This window comes from Roseateles sp. P5_E8 (genome assembly GCF_054177665.1).
In genome coordinates this window covers 1-16739 of record NZ_JBGCUM010000001.1, presented here as the reverse complement: position 1 = coordinate 16739, position 16739 = coordinate 1, and the positions used below count along the sequence as shown (strand labels likewise).

The 16739-nt window shown below is 68.7% G+C and carries 20 protein-coding genes; 6 read left to right on the top strand and 14 right to left on the bottom strand.

The features are described from left to right. Nucleotides 1–28 precede the first annotated feature (28 nt). Nucleotides 29–2791 carry a hypothetical protein gene (locus ACXRVZ_RS00100; RefSeq protein ID WP_457421664.1) on the top strand — a complete coding sequence of 921 codons (2763 nt, stop codon included), beginning with the start codon at nt 29–31 and terminating at the stop codon, nt 2789–2791. A 9-nt stretch (nt 2792–2800) separates the two neighbouring features. Here ACXRVZ_RS00100 and ACXRVZ_RS00095 read toward each other — a convergent pair whose 3' ends face one another. Beyond that, entirely contained in the window at nt 2801–3970 is a 1170-nt protein-coding gene (locus tag ACXRVZ_RS00095; RefSeq protein ID WP_457421666.1) for a serine hydrolase domain-containing protein, read from the bottom strand. A 91-nt stretch (nt 3971–4061) separates the two neighbouring features. Here ACXRVZ_RS00095 and ACXRVZ_RS00090 point away from each other — a divergent pair, with 91 nt between their 5' ends. Continuing rightward, nucleotides 4062–4634, top strand: coding sequence for an ArsR family transcriptional regulator (locus tag ACXRVZ_RS00090; protein ID WP_457421668.1), 573 nt, complete (start codon nt 4062–4064; stop codon nt 4632–4634). 4 nt (nt 4635–4638) lie between these two features. On the opposite strand, the gene ACXRVZ_RS00085 is transcribed toward ACXRVZ_RS00090, so the two are convergent. The 3 genes from ACXRVZ_RS00085 to ACXRVZ_RS00075 form a co-directional block, all read right to left on the bottom strand. Next, on the bottom strand, nt 4639–5793 hold the full coding sequence (locus ACXRVZ_RS00085; protein ID WP_457421670.1) for an alpha-hydroxy acid oxidase: 1155 nt from the start codon (nt 5791–5793) through the stop codon (nt 4639–4641). 76 nt (nt 5794–5869) lie between these two features. Continuing rightward, nucleotides 5870–6787: a LysR substrate-binding domain-containing protein gene (locus ACXRVZ_RS00080; RefSeq protein WP_457421672.1), complete on the bottom strand. Its 918-nt coding sequence runs from the start codon at nt 6785–6787 to the stop codon at nt 5870–5872. A 37-nt stretch (nt 6788–6824) separates the two neighbouring features. Beyond that, the gene (locus tag ACXRVZ_RS00075; RefSeq protein ID WP_457421674.1) at nt 6825–7574 is read right to left on the bottom strand and encodes a tetratricopeptide repeat protein; all 750 of its coding nucleotides are present in this window, start codon (nt 7572–7574) and stop codon (nt 6825–6827) included. A 137-nt stretch (nt 7575–7711) separates the two neighbouring features. On the opposite strand from ACXRVZ_RS00075, the gene ACXRVZ_RS00070 reads away from it, so the two are divergent. Then, nucleotides 7712–8083, top strand: coding sequence for an MmcQ/YjbR family DNA-binding protein (locus ACXRVZ_RS00070; RefSeq protein WP_457421676.1), 372 nt, complete (start codon nt 7712–7714; stop codon nt 8081–8083). A 56-nt stretch (nt 8084–8139) separates the two neighbouring features. Continuing rightward, entirely contained in the window at nt 8140–9045 is a 906-nt protein-coding gene (locus ACXRVZ_RS00065) for a TIGR02285 family protein (RefSeq protein ID WP_457421678.1), read from the top strand. A gap of 21 nt (nt 9046–9066) precedes the next feature. Here the strand turns inward: ACXRVZ_RS00065 and ACXRVZ_RS00060 are convergent, their stop codons facing one another. The 4 genes from ACXRVZ_RS00060 to ACXRVZ_RS00045 are packed head-to-tail and all read right to left on the bottom strand — an operon-like array spanning nt 9067 to nt 12485. Then, nucleotides 9067–9774, bottom strand: a complete 708-nt coding sequence (locus ACXRVZ_RS00060) for a GntR family transcriptional regulator (RefSeq protein WP_457421680.1) — start codon at nt 9772–9774, stop codon at nt 9067–9069. A 53-nt stretch (nt 9775–9827) separates the two neighbouring features. Beyond that, on the bottom strand, nt 9828–10649 hold the full coding sequence (locus ACXRVZ_RS00055; protein ID WP_457421682.1) for an ABC transporter ATP-binding protein: 822 nt from the start codon (nt 10647–10649) through the stop codon (nt 9828–9830). A 2-nt stretch (nt 10650–10651) separates the two neighbouring features. After that, entirely contained in the window at nt 10652–11479 is an 828-nt protein-coding gene (locus ACXRVZ_RS00050; RefSeq protein WP_457421684.1) for an ABC transporter permease, read from the bottom strand. A gap of 13 nt (nt 11480–11492) precedes the next feature. Next, complete coding sequence (locus tag ACXRVZ_RS00045; protein WP_457421686.1) at nt 11493–12485, bottom strand: ABC transporter substrate-binding protein; 993 nt, start codon at nt 12483–12485, stop codon at nt 11493–11495. A 358-nt stretch (nt 12486–12843) separates the two neighbouring features. Here ACXRVZ_RS00045 and ACXRVZ_RS00040 point away from each other — a divergent pair, with 358 nt between their 5' ends. Further along, the gene (locus ACXRVZ_RS00040; protein WP_457421688.1) at nt 12844–13140 is read left to right on the top strand and encodes an autorepressor SdpR family transcription factor; all 297 of its coding nucleotides are present in this window, start codon (nt 12844–12846) and stop codon (nt 13138–13140) included. Further along, nucleotides 13137–13514 (top strand): hypothetical protein, encoded by a 378-nt coding sequence (locus tag ACXRVZ_RS00035; RefSeq protein WP_457421690.1) that lies wholly within the window; start codon nt 13137–13139, stop codon nt 13512–13514. Before ACXRVZ_RS00040 ends, ACXRVZ_RS00035 begins: the two co-directional genes overlap by 4 nt. A 10-nt stretch (nt 13515–13524) precedes the next feature. On the opposite strand, the gene ACXRVZ_RS00030 is transcribed toward ACXRVZ_RS00035, so the two are convergent. The 6 genes from ACXRVZ_RS00030 to ACXRVZ_RS00005 all read right to left on the bottom strand — a co-directional run bounded on the left by ACXRVZ_RS00030 (nt 13525) and on the right by ACXRVZ_RS00005 (nt 16560). Next, nucleotides 13525–13908 carry a VOC family protein gene (locus ACXRVZ_RS00030; RefSeq protein WP_457421691.1) on the bottom strand — a complete coding sequence of 128 codons (384 nt, stop codon included), beginning with the start codon at nt 13906–13908 and terminating at the stop codon, nt 13525–13527. Nucleotides 13909–13940: 32 nt separating this feature from the next. Then, the gene (locus ACXRVZ_RS00025) at nt 13941–14531 is read right to left on the bottom strand and encodes a GNAT family N-acetyltransferase (protein WP_457421693.1); all 591 of its coding nucleotides are present in this window, start codon (nt 14529–14531) and stop codon (nt 13941–13943) included. Between the two features lie 29 nt (nt 14532–14560). Further along, entirely contained in the window at nt 14561–15154 is a 594-nt protein-coding gene (locus ACXRVZ_RS00020; protein ID WP_457421695.1) for a CAP domain-containing protein, read from the bottom strand. Between the two features lie 145 nt (nt 15155–15299). Then, nucleotides 15300–15617, bottom strand: coding sequence for a hypothetical protein (locus ACXRVZ_RS00015; protein ID WP_458232142.1), 318 nt, complete (start codon nt 15615–15617; stop codon nt 15300–15302). Beyond that, nucleotides 15614–16156, bottom strand: coding sequence for an RNA polymerase sigma factor (locus tag ACXRVZ_RS00010; protein ID WP_457421699.1), 543 nt, complete (start codon nt 16154–16156; stop codon nt 15614–15616). The genes ACXRVZ_RS00015 and ACXRVZ_RS00010 overlap by 4 nt, the downstream gene beginning before the upstream one ends. Then, on the bottom strand, nt 16153–16560 hold the full coding sequence (locus tag ACXRVZ_RS00005; RefSeq protein WP_457421701.1) for a DUF6249 domain-containing protein: 408 nt from the start codon (nt 16558–16560) through the stop codon (nt 16153–16155). Before ACXRVZ_RS00005 ends, ACXRVZ_RS00010 begins: the two co-directional genes overlap by 4 nt. Between the last annotated feature and the right edge of the window lie 179 nt (nt 16561–16739).

Here is a 16739-nt window from a genome sequence, read left to right as displayed (position 1 = left end):
GCCGCGAGCCTAACCGCGGCGCAGTCGCATGGCGAAGAACTACAGTCCCGGCCGCACGGCATTCAACGCCGTGGAGACGCACATGACCCAGCACCCCGAGACCGTCCGCCGGCTCAGCGTGAGCATCCTCGCCCGAGTGCTTCTCGCCTGGCTGACCCTGCTGGCGGCCTGCGGCAGCGGGCCGGTCACGACCGCGCCGGCTGCGCAGCACCTGGTGAGCTTCGACATCGACGGCCGGCTCACCCAGGTGAGGGTTGCCGATCAGGCCTTGCTGCAGGCTCCCGCCAGGCCCGATCGCGGCCCCGCTAACTACTTCGTCGGCTGGTTCCTGGCCGACGCGGGCGAGGGCTATATGTGGGACTTCAAGCGCGACAAGGTCAAGGCCGGCGTCACGCTGAGGCCCAAGTTTGTGCCGCTGTCGGCGGGCAACGTCGTCGTCGATGCCTACCTCGACGAGGCCCGGCGCAACGCCTTCACCTTCAGGACGCTGCAGGAGTTGAAGGCCGCGAACATTGCCAACGACACGACCGTGAACTTCACGCCGGGCGTCTACTGGACGGACGACTACAAGGACCCCAACAACGCCAACACGCCCGCGCACCCGGGCCTCGTCGGCATCTCGTTCACGCAATCGGGCCTGACCTTCAAGGGCCTCACGTCCAACGCCGACGACGTGCGCATCGCCGGCAATCGCGGCCATTCCGTGGGCTCCAACGGCAACTGGAACGTCATCGGCATCGGCACCCGTTTCTCGGCCTACCACCTGAGCTTTGGCAACTACGCATCGGTCGATCTCGTCTTCCCGCGCGACCCGTCGCAAAACCTGCGCCGCCGCGGCGACGCGCGCGTGCAGGCGCAGACGATCACGTCCGCTGGCGGCCCGCTGGACCGCCTCCACTTCGAGAACGTGCGCTTCGTCAGCTTCCTGAACCTGATCGCCGTCGGCCCCGTGCGCGCCTACTTCAAGGATTCGTATTTCCAGCTGACCGACGACGCCATTGCCGGCGGCACGCTGAACGTGTTCGAGAACTGCACGTTCGACTTCCACGGCAGCCACCCGTCCTGGGGCGGCTCGTCGACGATGGCGGTGTTCCTGAACTCGACCTTCAACTTCCTGAACGACAGCCCCGTCTTCTGGTTCTCCAAGAGCGGCGGCAGCTGGGCGCTGATCGACAACGTCTTCAAGGGCCCGAAGGAGGAAATCCGTTGGGAGAACATCCAGCGCCCCGACGTGAAGCACTACGTCCACAACAACCGCTACGCCGACGGCACGCCCGTCGTCTTCGATCCGCGGCACCCGCAGGTCACGCAGGCGCTGAGCGCCGAGGCCTTGAAGATTTTCAAGGTCGGCGAGGCCTACAACGTGCACAACCTGCTCAAGGGCAGCGACGGCTGGGACCCCTCGAGCCAGCAGGCCCGGCATGACAGTGCGTTCAAGATGACGATGGCTGCCGGCGCGAGCAGCCTGCAGTCGAACGACCCGGCCAACGAGGTCGCCATCACGCCGACCTTCACACCGGCGAATGCGTTCGCCTTCGACGCGATCCGCTTCGATCACGACAAGTCGCTGTTCACGCTGCTGCCCAACAGCGGCGACGGCAAGCTGCATTTGCGGGCGAAGCTGAACGCGACGGGCCGCATCATCGACACGGTCGTCAAGGCCACGGCGCCCAACGGCCTGGTGGCGCAGGTGACGCTGCATGTGCAGCCCGCCGCGGTCAACCCGCCCGTGGTCATGGGCACGCCGGCCATCGCGCTGAGTCCGGGCCTGGCCAGGCTGGAACTCGCCTACGACCACCCGGCGTTCACCGACGCGTCCACCGTCACCTGGTACCGCGGCAGCGCGCCGGGGCAGAAGGCGGTGCAGGTGGCCGTGACGATGCGAAATGTGCCGTACCGGAACTACGCCTTGTCGGCCGGCGATGTCGGCCACTACCTGACGGCCGTCGTCCTGCCGCGCTATGAGTTCAGCGCGGCGGCGTCCAGCGCCATCGAGGTGGCCAGCCCGCGCGCCGTCACTGCCGCCGACGTGCCGCGCCCCCACGTCATCGCCACCGACTTCGCCAACATCAGCTGGGCGGGCCACGCGCTCAACCAGCCCGATGTTTGGTACGCCGACACCATCAAGCCCGGCGACGTGGTGCCGGCCTGGGTGCCGTCCACGGCGGCGCCCTGGGCCCATGTCGTCGGTGACCGGGACGGCGCCGTGGTTGTGCCGGGGTTGGCGACCGCCACCCAGGGCGCGCGCCTGCTCTACCAGCCGCAGGGGGTGTTTTCAGACATGGCGCTCGCGCTGGAGCTGACGCCCGAGAAGGTCGCCGGCCAGGGCTTCGGCAGCGCGACAGACCAATACCTGGAGGTCTACATCAAGTGGGATCCGGCCACGCGGACCGGCTACGCGTTGCGGTTCCAGCGCCTGTCGAGTGACCCGCTGAATGGCGGGCAGCCTATCCCGTCTTCGGGCAACTCGGTGCGGGTCTCGATGCTGGAATACGTCAACGGCACCGCGGTGGTCCTGCCGGGCGCCTACGTCGAAAGCTCGGTGTTCATGCCCGGCGCCAAGCTCGTGTTCCGGCTGGTGGGCAAGGTGCTGTCGGCCGACGTGACGACCCGGTCTCCGCAAACCAGCACGCAGGCCGGCTACGGGCTGCCCCACGAGCTTCACTTCAGCGCGACGCTGCCCCGTGTGACCAGCACCGTGGGCGGCTTCGGTGTGCAGTTCACCGGCACCGCTTCGGCCGGCAACCGCACGCTGCTTGAAAAAGTAGAAGTCACGTTGAAGCCGCGTTGAAGTCCGGGTTCAGCCGGGTGCACGGCACAGGGACCCGCTCAGCGCCTCACGCCGCAGGCTCGCCAGCTGCTGGCTGGCCGCGGGAGGATCGCCATTCGCCAGCACGACGATCGTGACGTCGGCCGCAGGGAAGACCATCGCCTCGGCGTTGAGCCCAGGCGCACCGCCGTTGTGGCCAAAGCCTTCGTGCTGTTCCCAGCGCACGACGCCGAAGCCGAGGCCGTAGTGCTGCCCGGGGCGCGCTTCGATCTGCGGCCTCGTCAGCTCGTGCAGTGTTTGCGCGCTGACAAGGCGCGCGTCGCGCAACGCGTCGAAGAAGCGCAGCAGGTCGCGCGCCGTGCTGAAGGCGCCCCCGGCTGATGAGCCCCGCAGCTGAGCCTCGGCAGACGGCCGCAGCGGGCCGCTGGGTGGGGGCGGATTGCCGCCAGGCGGCGGCGCATCGACGCGTGCTCGCGGTGGCGGCGCGACGCCCAGTACCGGCATGCGCGTGAAGCCCTGAGCCGCCCGGCGCGGCAGCTCGGCGAGCAGTGACGTCGAGTCCATGCCGGCAGGTGTGAAGACGTGCTGCTGCAGGTAGTCGCCGAGGGCTTGGCCGGAGGCGCGTTCCACCGCGATGCCGAGCAGCAGGAAACCGTTGTTGGAGTAGTCGAAGCGCGAGCCGGGCGGGAATGCCGGCCGTTCGTCCTGCGCCAGCGGGCGCAGGTCATCGAGTGTTCGGGCGTCCTGCATGGCTTGCAGGTGATCCGGCGTGAAGAAGTTGCCCAGGCCGCCGCTGTGCGTGAGCAACTGGCGAAGCGTCACTGCGGCGACTTCCGGCGTGAGTCCATCGACCCAGCGGCCGATGGGCGCGTCCAAGGCCAGGCGTTGGCGCTCCACCAGCTGCGCCACCGCCACGGCAGTGAACATCTTGCTGGCCGAACCGAGGTTGAACCGGCTGTCCGCCTCCAGGGGCTGGGTGCCCGCTGCGTCGGCATGACCCTGGGTGGCCACCCAGGTACGGCCTGCCTGGCGCAGCAGCGCGACGCCGGAGAACCCGGGCTGCGTGGCCAGTCGCGCTTGCAGGCAGGCGTCGGGCTGCGACGCGGGCTCTGCCTGCGCGGCCAGCGCCGCCAGGGTGGTGACAAGGCCGGCCAGCCAGGACAGGCGGGGCCGGGGGATGGGGGCGGTATGGAAGTTCATGTGCAGCACTCTGACGCAAGCCAACTTCAATAAGCAGGCTGGCAATTGAAGTAGAAAGCTGCTTTACGTACGGATTGGACCGGAGACCGGCATGCATGAACGCATCGACATCGACGACGCCGCCGCCGCGGCTTTGCTGAGCCGCCCAGGGGCGCAGCAGCTCATGGCCACGCTCATTGCGCGGCAGTGCGCGATGGCTGAACTCGTCCGTGTGACCGGCCTGTCGTACAGCCTGCTCAGCCATCACCTGAAGCGCCTGCGCGAACGCGGGCTCGTGGCGGTGACCGGCCATGCGCCGCGCGCGGGCCGTCCGTCACCGCTGTACCGTGCCACGGCGCTCAGCTACTTCATCCCGTCACGCTGGTGTACGGACCTGCCGGGCGAGCGCATGGCGCGCGAGCTGCGCGCCGCGCTCGCGCAGGCCGGCGGACCAGAGGGCGTGCTGCTGTGCGAGGAGGACGAGGGCCCCCGCTTGCGGCTCGTGACCGCGCAGCCGCGCACCGATGCGACCGACTTGTGGCTGCGGCTGCGCCTGTCGGCCGCGGAAGCGCACCAGTTCAACGAGGAACTCCGGGCGCTGTTCGAGCGCTGGCGGACGCAAAAGCGTCGCGCCGGCCGCACCTACCTGCTGCACGGCGCCTGTGTGCGCGAGCCGGGGCGTTGAGCGGTCACGCCGTCGGGTAGGTCCCCGGCACGAGGATGTCGCGCGTCACGTTGGCCAGCTCCCGGTGGCCGCAGAAGGCCATCGTTACGTCCAGCTCCTTGTGCAGAATGGCCAGCGCCTTCGCGACCCCTTCCTCGCCCATGGCGCCCAGGCCGTAGGCCATGGCGCGACCGATCATGGTGCCGCGTGCGCCCAGCGCCCAGGCCTTCAGCACGTCCTGGCCGGAGCGGATGCCGCCGTCCATCCACACCTCTGTCTGCGAACCCACCTCGGCGACGATGGCCGGCAGCGCGTGGATGCTGCTCGGCGCGCCGTCCAGCTGGCGGCCGCCGTGGTTGCTGACGACGATGGCGTCGGCCCCGGCCTGCACGGCGAGCTTCGCGTCTTCCACGTCCATGATGCCCTTCAGGATCAGCTTGCCGCCCCACTTCTCCTTGACCCAGGCAACGTCGGCCCAGGACAGGCGCGGGTCGAACTGCTCGTTCGTCCAGGCCGACAGCGAGCGCATGTCGCTGACGCCCTTCACATGGCCCACGAGGTTGCGGAAGGTGTGGCGCTTGGTGCCCAGCATGCCCAGGCACCAGCGCGGCTTGGTGGCCAGGTTGATGAGGTTGCCCAGCGTGGGCCGTGGCGGCGCGGTGAGGCCGTTCTTCAGGTCCTTGTGGCGCTGTCCGATGACTTGCAGGTCCAGCGTCAGGACCAAGGCCGAGCAGTGCGCGGCCTTGCAGCGGTTGATCATGCGGGCCATGGCCTCGCGGTCGCGCATCATGTAGAGCTGGAACCAGAACGGCGACGAGGTGTGCTCGGCGATGTCCTCGATGGAGCAGATGCTCATCGTCGACAGCGTGAACGGGATGCCGAACTTCTCGGCCGCGCGCGCCGCGTGGATCTCGCCATCGGCGTGCTGCATGCCGGTCAGGCCCACGGGCGCGATGGCCACGGGCATCTTGGCCTGCTGGCCCACCATCGTCACGGCCGTGCTGCGGCCTTCCATGTTCACGGCCACGCGCTGGCGCAGCTTGATGGCCTTGAAGTCGCTCTCGTTGGCGCGGTAGGTGGTTTCCGTCCAGGAGCCGGAGTCGGCGTAGTCGTAGAACATGCGCGGCACGCGTTTCTCGGCGAGTTGGCGCAGGTCTTCGATGCAGGTGATGACGGGCATGGCGGCGGGCAGGTTGGCGAGTCTGGAGATGGCCGCGATGCTAGGCCGGGTCGCACGGCCCGGGCCGGAAAAAACCTCAGCCGGCGGCGGAAGAGTTTTCCGTGCCCAGCGCCTGGCAGTGCGCCCGCAGCCAGCCCGCGAAGGCCTCGGCCGCCGGACTCGGGCGGTGGATGAGCAGGCCGTAGTGCCGCTCGGCCGGCACTGTCAGCGCAAAGGGCTGCACCAGCCGGCCCTCGGCCAGCTCGTGGCGGGCCAGGCTCAGCCGCGCCAGCGCAACGCCCTGGCCGGCCAGGGCGGCGGCCAGCACCAGGCCCAGGTCCACCAGGCGCGGGCCTTCGTCGGGCTCGGGCGCTTGCCCCAAGCCGGCGGCGCGCAGCCAGGGCGCCCAGGGCTGCAGCGGCGTGCGCAGCAACGGCAGGGCCAGCAGGTCGGCGGGCGTTGCCAGCGGCCCGTGGCCGGCCAGCAGGGCCGGCGCGACCAGCGGGGTGAGGCGGTCGTGCAGCAGCACCTGGTCGACGGCAATGTCATCCGGCACGGCGCCGTGGCGGATCTCCACGTCCGCACCCGCGTCGCCCTCGGCCAGCAGCGGGACCGACAGCGTCAGCTCCAGCTCGATGTGCGGGTGGGCGGCCGCGAAGCCGGGCAGGGCGGGCACGATGAGCTGGCGGGCGAAGGTGGGCGTGGAGCTGACGCGCAGGCGCTCCCGCTGCGGGCTGGCGCGCTGGTGCATCGGCATGGCCTGCAGCAGCGCCAGCGCCTGGCGCACCTGAGGCAGGTATTCGTGGCCCGCCGCCGTGAGGCTCAGGCCCCTGGACGGCTGGCGCAGGAAGAGGGGCTGGTCCAGCCGCTCCTCCAGCCCGGCCACGCGCTTGGCGACGGCGCTGGCGCTCAGGGCCAGTTCGGCGGCGGCGGTCTCGAAGCTGCCGGTGCGGGCCACCGCCTCGAAGGCGAGCAGGGCGTCGAGCGACGGCAGGCGGATGGGGCGCGGGGGCATGCGGTGATCGTACCCAGCCGGTCCGCGCCGGAAGGCTTCAGAAAGTGAGGGTGGTCGGGCCGGCGTCGCGTGGAGTCGGCCGCAGGTACTGGCCCAGCGTGCCGGCCATGGCCGCCACGACGCCAGCGGCCAGGCGCCAGGGCGGGTGCCTTGCGGCCTCCTTGCGTCCCGGCCCCTGCTGCGGCTCCGTGATGGCCAGCGCCAGCGACAGTTCCTGCTGGCGCTCCTGGAGCAGGAAGATCATCCGGTGCGGGTCGGCGAAGCGCAGCGCCAGCGCGCGCACCGCCTTCAGCTCGCGCTGTTGCACCCGCACGGCCCGGGGCCGCAGCGTGCAGCCCAGAGAGCGGGCGCGCAGGTAGAGCGCCTTGGCCGCCAGGCGATCGGGCAGGCAGCCCACACCGGCGTAAAGGCAGTTGGCGAGGTTGAAGCTGGCCTCGGCATGGTTCTTGGCCGCCGCCGCGATATAGGCCGACAGGCCGCGCGACTCGTCGCTGGGCCCGCCGCGGCCGGTCATCAGCACCCGCCCGAGCTGGTAGCGGCCGATGACGCTGCCGCGTGCCGCCGCCTGCTCCAGCAGTGCCCGGGCCTGCACCGCGTCGGCGGGCAACCCCAGGCCTTCGAGCTGGCACAGGCCGAGCATGGCCAGGCCGTCTCGGTCGCTGCTCTCAGCTGCGGCGGCGCGAAAGCAGCCGACGGCACGCCGGTAGTCCGGCGGCGTGGCGTGGAACAGGGCCAGGCCTTGCTGCAAGGGGCTGAGTGCCGGCGCGGTGAGGTCACGAGGAGACATGCAAGGATTGTGGCCACGGCCGTGACCAGGCGCCGGGTGACTGCCAGCAAGTGACCGGTGCTGCGGGAGGAATTCACGACCCCGGGGCGGGGCCAGCGTGGGCAGAATGCGCCGTCACCCTGCCTACTTGCCGCACCATGAGTTTTTCAGCCCTCGCCAAGTTCGCCATGGACCTGCCCGGCGCCACGCAGGACATCAAGTGGGGCGCCGACTGGGTCGCCAGCGTCGGCGGCAAGATGTTCTTCGTCGGCGGGCCGCATCCGGGCCAGTGGACGCATTGCAGCTTCAAGGTCGACGAGCATCGCTTCCTGGAACTGACCGGCCTGCCCGGCTTCAAGCCGGCGCCGTATGCAGCGCGGTATCACTGGGTGGCGGTGTCGGATGCGAAGGCGCTGCCGCTGTCAGAGCTGAAGGCATTGGTCAAACGCTCGCATGAGCTGGTGGCGGGCAAACTGTCGAAGAAGCTGCGGCTCAGCCTCGGGATGGCGACAGACGCCGCAGACCGCTGAAGCAGACGGCGTAGGCTTGCGCCATGAACAGGCCTCTATCGTTCCTGGGTCGGTCTTTGTTTCAAGGCCTCGTGGCCCTGCCGCTGGCGCTGGCGGCGTGCGGTGCCCAAGCCGCTGGCAAGCCGGTCCTGACCTGGGTCGTGCTCGATCTGCCCCCCGGCTCCATGCCCGTCAACGGCAGGCTCACTGACGGCATCAACGACACGGCCCTCAAGCTCGTCTTTGAAGAAATGCCTGATTGGGAGCACAAGGTGACGGTGGCCAACACCGCACGGGCGATGCTGATGCTCAGCGAGGGCGCTCAGGCTTGCTTCGGCTCGGCGCTGCATACGCCCGAGCGCGAGCGCATTGCCTACTTCACGCTGGCCTATCTGCTGCCGCCGTTGCAACTGCTCGCCCGCGCCGACACCGTCGAGCGGCTGCCGCGTAACGAGCAGGGTGAGGTTCTGCCGGCCGTCCTGTTCGACCGCCCCGACCTGCGTGGCTTGGTGATACCCCAGCGCAGCTATTCGGCAACGCTCGACGCACTGCTGAACCGGCGCAGCGCCGACTCCGGCATACGCGCGGTGCTGGCCACCGAGGGCGGCATCAACCTGATCAAGATGCTGCGACTCGGCCGCGCGGACTACCTCATCGAATACGACTTCGTTCTGACCTTGCTGCAGTCGCGCAACCCCGGTGTGAAACAGGGCGTGCCGCTCCAGGCGCTGCCGCTGGCCGGCACCGCGCCCATCCAGGTGGGCGTCGCCTGCCCGCACACCGAATGGGGCCGCAAGGCCATCATCGCGATCGACGCCGCCATCGCCAAGGCGTCAAGCCGGCCGGACTATCGCAACGCGGTGAATCGCTGGCTGGCGCCCGAGGTCGCGAAGCGGTACCAAAAGCAGCAGACCGAGTTCTTCCAGCGTCGTGCGCGGCCTGCCGACCCGGGCAAGTACCCGGTCTGGCCCGGGTCGCGCTAGTCGCCCGGCCAGCATCCCGAGCTAGGCGTTCTTCGACCGCTCCCGCGCCTCATGCAGCGTCGCCAGCGTGATCTTGCGTACCTCGGCCTTGCTCTGCTCGACATGGCTGCGCAGCAGCAGCTGGGCCTGCTCGACCTTGCGCTGCATCACCGCGCGCAGGATCTTGGCGTGCTCCACATAGGTGGCCTCGATGCGGTGGCCGCGTGTGAAGTCCAGGTGGCGAATGATGCGGATCTGCTCGGTCACGTCCCAGTGCACGCGCGCCATCTCGGCATTGCCGGCGGCGCGCACCAGCGTGGCGTGGAAGGCTTCGTCGAGCTGGCCCACTGTGCGCGCATCGCTCAGGCGCTCGGCGGCCGGCACCAGCCAGATGGCCTTCAGCGACTCCAGCTCCGGCGGCGGCGTGCCGGTGTGGGCGCATAGCCGTGACACGGCGGCAAGCTCCAGGATGACGCGCAGGTCGTAGAGCTGCTCCAGCCGGCCGAAATCGATGGGCCGCACGGACCAGCCCGACTTGGCCTCCACGTCGAGAAAGCCCTCGTTGCGCAGCTTGAACAGCGCCTCGCGCACCGGCGTGCGGCTGACGCCCAGGCGCTGGCTCAGCTCGGCCTCCGAGAAGCGGTCGCCCGGCACCAGCTGGAAATCGTTCAGCTCGGCCTTGAGCCGGGCGTAGACCTGTTCGCCCAGATTGAGGCGGCTGTTGGCAGAAGGATCGAGGGGAGGCCGCATGGCGCCGATGTTAGCGAGCCGGCGCTGCCATCAGCAGATCGGTGGGCGCATCGTCAACGCCGCACCTCGCGCTGGAAGATCTCCAGGCTCAGCTTCTTGGCCGCGATGAAGCTGGGCTCGGACAGCGTGGCCACCGTGCGCGGCCGCGGGTCCTCGTACTTCAGGATCTCGGCGACCCGGGTGGGCCGCTTGGTCAGCAGCAGCACCTCGTCGGCCAGATACACGGCCTCCTCCAGGTCGTGCGACACCAGCATCATGGTCGTGCCCGTCTGCATGAAGACCTCCTGCAGCTTCTCGCGGATGAACAGCGTCATCTCGAAGTCCAGCGCGGAGAAGGGTTCATCCAGGAACAGCACCTCGGGGCCGGGCGCCAGCGCCCGCATGATGGAGGCCGTCTGCTGCTGGCCGCCGGAGAGTTCATACGGGTAGCGCTTCAGGTCGAACTTCACGTCGAAGCTCTCCACCAGCTCGGCCATGCGGCGGTCCACCTCGGCCTTGCTGCGGCCTTCCATCTTCAGCGGGTAGGCGATGTTGTCGATGGTGCGCATCCACGGGAACATCGCCTCGCGATAGTTCTGGAAGACGTAGCCGATCTTGGTGTCCTTCAGGCCCTTGCCGTCGAACAGGATCTGGCCCGAGTCGATGGGGATGAGCCCCGCGATCATGTTGATCAGCGTGCTCTTGCCGCAGCCGTTGGGGCCGAAGACGGAGACGATCTTGTGCTTCGGGATGTCGAGGTTGAAGTCCTCATACAGCGGCCAGCCGGCGAAGTATTTCGTCAGCCCGCGGATGGTGATGTGGGTGCCGGCGGGGCCGGGCTGGAAGGGGCGCACCGGCACGTCGGCGACGACGGGCGCGTTCAGGACTGCGTTCATGATTACCTCCCACTCCAATGGACGATCTTGCGTTCCAGCACCAGGAACAGGATGTTGAGCACATAGCCCAGGATGCCCGCGGCCAGGATGGCGGCGTACATGGTCTTCACGTTCAGCACCTGCTGCGCGTCGATGATGCGGTGGCCCAGGCCGTTGTCCGAGCCGATGAACATCTCGGCCACGACGACGATGACCAGCGCCATCGACACGGCAGAGCGCAGGCCCACGAAACTGGGCTGCAGGCTCTCCCACACCAGCACGTCCTTGAAGATCTGCCAGCGCGACGCGCCCATCACCTTGGCCGCCATGACCCGCTGCTTGCGCGCGTTGATGACGCCGTAGGCGCTGTTGAACACGACGATCAGCAGCGCGCCGAAGGCGGCGATGGCGATCTTGTTGATGTCCGACACGCCGAAGATCAGCAGGAACAGCGGGATCAGCGCGGACGACGGCGTCGAGCGGAAGAAGTCGATCAGGAACTCGACGCTGCGGTAGGCGCGCTCGTTGCTGCCCAGCAGCACGCCCAGCGGCACACCAACGACGGCGGCGATCAAAAAGGCCTGCACCGTGCGCCACACGGTGACGGCAAAGTCCAGCAGCAGCGGCCCACCGGCCAGGCCGACTACCAGCGTTTGCAAGGTCGCTAGCGGTGGCGGCAGCAGGATGGGACGGATGAGGCCGAAGCGCACCACCAGGTCCCAGATGATGAAGAGGATCAGCGGGCCGATGAAGGGCAGCAGCTTGGCGACGTTGAAGCGCGGCAGGCGCACGGCGGGCTGGCCCTGCTGGGCGGCCTGCCACGGCGGTGAGGCAACAGGGGAGGTTTCCATGGTGTTCAGCCCCTCAAGACTTGTAGAGCAGGGAGGCCACGTCCAGCTTCTTCTCGAACACGCCCTTCTCGGTGAAGAGGTCGAAGAACTTCTGGAAGTGCGCCACGTCGCTGGGCGTGAACTCGTTGTAGAGCATGTAGGAGGCCAGCGGCACCTCACCGGTGAGCGGGCCTTCGATGGCCGTGTAGCCCTTCAGAAAGGCGCGCGCCTGGGCCGGGTCCTTGCGCACGAGGTCGATGCCGCGGGCGTAGGCGGCGATGTATTTCTTGGTCTCGGCCGGGTGCTTCTTGATGAACTCGGTCGTCAGCGTGGCCGAGCCGCCATGCCAGGGCGCCAGCGGGTCGCCCAGGATGTACTTGGCGATGACGCCGGCCTCCAGCACGCGCGTCGTGCCGTTGAGCCGGCCCACGGTGCCGGTAGGCTCCAGCGTGTAGACGGCGTCCACCTGGCCGGCGGCGAGCGCGGCCACATGCTGGCCGATGGGCAGCTCCGTCACGCTCGTGCCGGGCGCCCCCGCGCGCTCCAGCACGGCCATCGCCAGCACCTTGTTCTGGATGCCGGGGCCGCTGGCCACGCGCTTGCCCTTCAGCTCGGCCAGTGTCTTGACGGGGCTGTCCTTGGGCACGAGGAACTGGTCGAGCACGTACTTCTGGTTGCTCGGGTTGGTGGCGATGATCTTGAACAGCCCCGGCGACGCGATCTCGCCCACGCCCAGGTTGCCCGAGCCCGTGCCGTTGGAGCTGCCGTCGCAACGGCCGGCCAGCATGGCCTCCATCACCTGCTGCGCACCGGCGAACTTCAGCGCCTCCACGTCCAGGCCAGCCTCCTTGAAGTAGCCCTTCTCCACGGCCGCGTAGAAGGGCAGGCCCGCCGCCACCGGCCAGTAGCCGATGCGGATCTTGGGCGTCTGGGCGCGCAGCACGGCCGGTGCGCCCAGGGTGGCGATGGCGGCGGCTGCGCCGAGCAGCGTGCGGCGCTGGGGTTTGATCAACGACGAATGAGGCATCTTCAACTCCTGGGTTGGATGGGAACGTGCCGGTACGGCGCGGGTCGACCTGCCGACCGCACTGCGTGTACGTTCTGGTATACCGTCTGGTACGCAAGCATCAGGCGTGCCAGTTGCTGCATCCGGGCGCCATCCGGGCGTCAGCCTCGCAGGCTTCCTCTGGCGCGCGGGGCACCGCCCGTTTGCGCGCCTGCTGTGCGCCCTTGTCAGCCGCAGCGCTGGAGGCCGTCCTGCATCAGCTTGGGGCGGTATGCACCCATCGGTGGTGCGACCTGCGCCGCCAACGCGACTTGCTCAAGCACGACCTCATCAGGATTTGTGCCTTGACACATTTCGATGATTAGCTAATCATCGAGTCATGAGCCAGGTCTTCAAAGCCCTTTCCGACCCCACCCGCCGCCAGGTGCTGCAGCTCCTGCGCGATGGGCCGCTGAGCGCGGGCGAACTGAGCGATCAGTTCAACGTCTCCAAGCCGACGATGTCCGCCCACTTCGCGGTGCTGAAGGAGGCCGACCTCGTGCACACCGAGAAAGAGGGCAAGTCCGTCATCTATCACCTGAAGCTCTCGGTGCTCGAAGAAGCGCTGCTGGGCTTCGTCCATTCATTCGGCGTGGGCGCCCAGGCGCCGGCGCGCAAAAAGGAGATTGCAAGATGAAAAAGGATCTGATTGAAGGTCTGGCGTGGGCCGGTGGGCTGATCGCCCTGGCGCTTTGCATGACCCAGGCGCGCAAGCTGGGCTATGTGGACGGCGACACCGTCACGCGGGTGGTCATCGCCATGAACGGGCTGATGATTGCCTGGTACGGCAACCGAATGCCCAAGCGCTTTTTCCCGCATGAACTGGCCCGCAAGGTCAACCGGCTCGGCGGCTGGTCCATCACCATCAGCGGGCTTGTCTATGTCGCCTTGTGGGCGTTCGCCCCCATCCCGGTGGCGGTCGCGGTCGGGTCTGCTGCGGTGTTGGCGGGGGTCGCGGTGCCGGTGGCCTATTGCCTGTCGCAGCGGAACAAGTTCAAGGACGCGACCTGATTCAGTCGGCTCACTGCCCAGCCGGCGGCTCCCACAGCTCCACCTTGTTTCCCTCCGGGTCCACCACCCAGCCGAACTTGCCGTACTCGGACTCGTCGACTTTGTCCTGCACATTGCAGCCCTCGGCCCGCAGCGCCGCCAGCAGCGCATGCAGGTCCGCGACGCGGAAATTGATCATGAAGGGTGCGGTGCTCGGCGCGAAGTAGTCGGTATCCGCCTTGAACGGCGTCCACAGCGTCATGCCGGCGCCGGTCGGGTTGTCATCGGCCCACTGGAAGGTGGCGCCGCCCCATTCGCTGACGTTCAGGCCGAGGTGGCACTGATACCAATCGTTCAAGGCCTTGGGATCCTTGGCTTTGAAGAAGATGCCGCCGATGCCGGTCACTCGTTTCATGGGGACTCCTGCGTGTTGGGTTGGCGCCAATCCTATTCGCGCACGGGCCTCGCCCTGTGCAGCGGCATCCGCATCACATGCCGCCTCGTCCCCTCTCTTCCCACTTCCTCGAACCCCGCATCCTTGAACATCGGCACAAATCCCATGTACCGATAGCTAGGTGACTCCGGCTTCACGCCGTACCCCTCCACCAGCTTGGCCTTGTGTTTCCTCGCCAGCTTCACCGCCGCCGCCAGCAGCTGCTTCGTCAGCCCCTGGCCGCGCAGGTCGCGCCGCACGAAGAAGCAGGTGATGGACCAGATGCGTGCTGTCTCCTCCCCCTCGGCCACCTTGCGCAACTTTGTGAGGTGCGTGTCGAACGGTGCGATGGAGCACCAGGCCACGGGCTCGCCGTCCAGGTAGCCGAGCAGGCCCACCGGCGCGCCGTCCCTGACGAGCTTCTTCATCCCAGCCTTGCGACCAGCCTTGGTGGCCATCTTGGGGTCTTTGTGGTCGGCCCGCCAAGCCATGCACCAGCAGTAGCTGGGACCGCCCCGGGCGCAGAAGAGTTTGTCGAAGTCGGCCCAGGTGTCGGCCGTGACCGGTTTGGTCTTGAGTTTGGGTGGAGCGGCGCTGTCGGTCATCGCGTGGCCTTCAGGTGTCGCACAAGCCGCTAGCGCGGCGTGCCGAAGTCCTGCGTCCAGTACGTCCGGTAGCTGGTGTTGGCATTGCCCGCCACGCAGGCCACGCCGATGTCGCGGAACGTCGCGTTCATCAGGTTGGCGCAGTGGCCGTCGCTCTTCATCCAGCCGTCCACCACCTCTGCCACGCCAGCCTGGCCGGCGGCGATGTTCTCGCCCACGCTGCTCCACAGGTAGCCGGCGGCGGTCACGCGGGTGCCCAGCGTGCTGCCGTTGCTGCCGGTGTGGTCGAAGAAGTTGTTCGCCACCATGTCGTCGCTGTGCGCCACGGCGGCCTGCGTGAGCGCGGCGTTCCAGGCCAGCTCGCGTGCCGCCGGGAAGCTGCCCCGCGCGCCGCAGGTGGCGCCGCTGCGCCGGTGCGTGTTGACGGCCGTCAGCATCTCGGCTTCGAAGTTGGGCAGGTTGCAGGTGATGCGGGTGCCTGCGGTCGTGGGTGGCGGCACAACGGGCGCGACCGGTGCGGGGGCGGGCGTACTGCCGCCCGCTGTTGCCGAACTCCCGCCGCCGCCACAGCCGGCGAGCGAGAACAGCAGGGCCAGCGCGGCGACAGCGGCCAGTTGGGGCACGGGCGGGCGAGAGGCGGGGAGTGCGGCAGGGCAGGAACTCATAGGCGGCCAGCTTGGCACGCGTAGCACCGCGCTCGGTTACCGCGTGCAGCGCACCGGGACGGCCGGCAACATCCCTACACAACTGATGTCCACCAGGGCCTGTCTACCCCCGGGTCCACCGGCTCGGAATCGACCAGAAGATCAGCAACCCCAGCAGCGCGATGGCCGCCAGCGCGTGGGGCGCGTCGAGATTGGCGGTGCCGGTGGAGAACATCGTCGCCGCGCCGCAGGCCGCTACCGTGGAGACCGTCCATTGCGCGAACTTGATGCGGCGCCCCCAGCGGCGGCCGCTGGGGGCCACGCGGCCGGGCAGCGCGGCCATCACGTTCAAGCTGAAGCCGGCGTCGTCGGGCTCGGGCTCGCCTTGATGAAGATGCTGGCGCAGGGCGGTGTCGAAAGAGTCCTGAAGAGGGTCTGTCATGGCGTGGGCTCCCATGCTTGCAGTTGGGTGCGCAGGCGGGCCTTGGCGCGCAGCACCTGGGTCTTGACGGTGCCGAGCGGCCAGCCCAGCACCAGGGCGGCTTCGGCGTGGCTGAGGTCGGCGCCGTAGCACAGCAGCAGCGCGTGGCGTTGCGGTTCGCTGAGGGTGGCCAGCGCGCGGTCGAGGTCGATGCGCCAGTCGGCACCGGGCGCGAAGTCGCTGTGCGCGCCCAGCTCGGGCGGGGCGTCGTCTACCCGGGGCAGGCTGGGGCGTTCGGCGGCCAGCGAGGAGTAGGCCAGGCGTGTCAGCCAGGTGCGAAAGCGCGCCTCACCGCGGAACTTGGGCAGGGCCCGCCAGGCGCGCACGAAGGCTTCCTGGGCGAGGTCGTCGGCGCGGGCCTGGTCGCCCCGGCAGACGCGACCGAGCAGCTTGCGCAGATAGCCCTGGTGGGCCTGCACGAGGGCCGCAAAGGCGCTGCGGTCCCCAGCGGCGGCGCGGGCCACGAGTCGGGCCTCCTGCTCTGCGCCGGCAGGCGTCACGGCTGCTGCTGCGGCTGCTTGCGCTCGACGGACCAGTACACCGCCAGCCCCAGCCCGAGGAACAGCGGCAGCAAGCCGATGCTCCAGAGCCAGGAGCCCGGGCTCATCGCCGAGAACATGCCCATCAGGCCCAGGCCGACGGCGACGTTGATGATGGCGGGGATGAGGATGCGGTTGGGGTTGGCGGTGTCGCGCCTGGCGCGATGCCAGTCGCTGTCCTGCACGTCGCCCAGCAGTTCGGGCGGGATGGGCTGGCCGGCGCGGGCCAGCTCGCGGATGGTCTCGTGGCGCTCGCGCTCGGTGCTCGTGCGGCTGATGTAGTGCGACACGATGGCGACGATGGGGATCAGCAGCGCCAGGATGGGGATCATCAGCGGGCCGAGGTTTCGGAAGATTTCGAACATGTGGGCTCCAGGAAGCGGGGGATGCTGCTTCCTTGGAGCGGCGGGCGGGGCGGTTTGGATTCAGGTCCGGCGAAATACTTTGGCTCTTTGCGCATTGCTTTGTGAAGTTCAAGCGTCGGTTGGCCTGGGCGCAGGAGAACGGGCAGACCTGCTGCTGCGTGTCCCCCGGCCGCTGCGCG

What these genes read in the sequence shown, in the direction of transcription:
- ACXRVZ_RS00050 (WP_457421684.1), bottom strand. Translation starts at nt 11,479, where the DNA reads ATGGAAACCTCCCCTGTTGCCTCACCGCCGTGGCAGGCCGCCCAGCAG.
- ACXRVZ_RS00005 (WP_457421701.1), bottom strand. Translation starts at nt 16,560, where the DNA reads ATGTTCGAAATCTTCCGAAACCTCGGCCCGCTGATGATCCCCATCCTG.
- ACXRVZ_RS00100 (WP_457421664.1), top strand. Translation starts at nt 29, where the DNA reads ATGGCGAAGAACTACAGTCCCGGCCGCACGGCATTCAACGCCGTGGAG.
- ACXRVZ_RS00025 (WP_457421693.1), bottom strand. Translation starts at nt 14,531, where the DNA reads ATGACCGACAGCGCCGCTCCACCCAAACTCAAGACCAAACCGGTCACG.
- ACXRVZ_RS00095 (WP_457421666.1), bottom strand. Translation starts at nt 3,970, where the DNA reads ATGAACTTCCATACCGCCCCCATCCCCCGGCCCCGCCTGTCCTGGCTG.
- ACXRVZ_RS00075 (WP_457421674.1), bottom strand. Translation starts at nt 7,574, where the DNA reads ATGTCTCCTCGTGACCTCACCGCGCCGGCACTCAGCCCCTTGCAGCAA.
- ACXRVZ_RS00045 (WP_457421686.1), bottom strand. Translation starts at nt 12,485, where the DNA reads ATGCCTCATTCGTCGTTGATCAAACCCCAGCGCCGCACGCTGCTCGGC.
- ACXRVZ_RS00035 (WP_457421690.1), top strand. Translation starts at nt 13,137, where the DNA reads ATGAAAAAGGATCTGATTGAAGGTCTGGCGTGGGCCGGTGGGCTGATC.
- ACXRVZ_RS00080 (WP_457421672.1), bottom strand. Translation starts at nt 6,787, where the DNA reads ATGCCCCCGCGCCCCATCCGCCTGCCGTCGCTCGACGCCCTGCTCGCC.
- ACXRVZ_RS00015 (WP_458232142.1), bottom strand. Translation starts at nt 15,617, where the DNA reads ATGACAGACCCTCTTCAGGACTCTTTCGACACCGCCCTGCGCCAGCAT.
- ACXRVZ_RS00090 (WP_457421668.1), top strand. Translation starts at nt 4,062, where the DNA reads ATGCATGAACGCATCGACATCGACGACGCCGCCGCCGCGGCTTTGCTG.
- ACXRVZ_RS00030 (WP_457421691.1), bottom strand. Translation starts at nt 13,908, where the DNA reads ATGAAACGAGTGACCGGCATCGGCGGCATCTTCTTCAAAGCCAAGGAT.
- ACXRVZ_RS00085 (WP_457421670.1), bottom strand. Translation starts at nt 5,793, where the DNA reads ATGCCCGTCATCACCTGCATCGAAGACCTGCGCCAACTCGCCGAGAAA.
- ACXRVZ_RS00040 (WP_457421688.1), top strand. Translation starts at nt 12,844, where the DNA reads ATGAGCCAGGTCTTCAAAGCCCTTTCCGACCCCACCCGCCGCCAGGTG.
- ACXRVZ_RS00070 (WP_457421676.1), top strand. Translation starts at nt 7,712, where the DNA reads ATGAGTTTTTCAGCCCTCGCCAAGTTCGCCATGGACCTGCCCGGCGCC.
- ACXRVZ_RS00055 (WP_457421682.1), bottom strand. Translation starts at nt 10,649, where the DNA reads ATGAACGCAGTCCTGAACGCGCCCGTCGTCGCCGACGTGCCGGTGCGC.
- ACXRVZ_RS00060 (WP_457421680.1), bottom strand. Translation starts at nt 9,774, where the DNA reads ATGCGGCCTCCCCTCGATCCTTCTGCCAACAGCCGCCTCAATCTGGGC.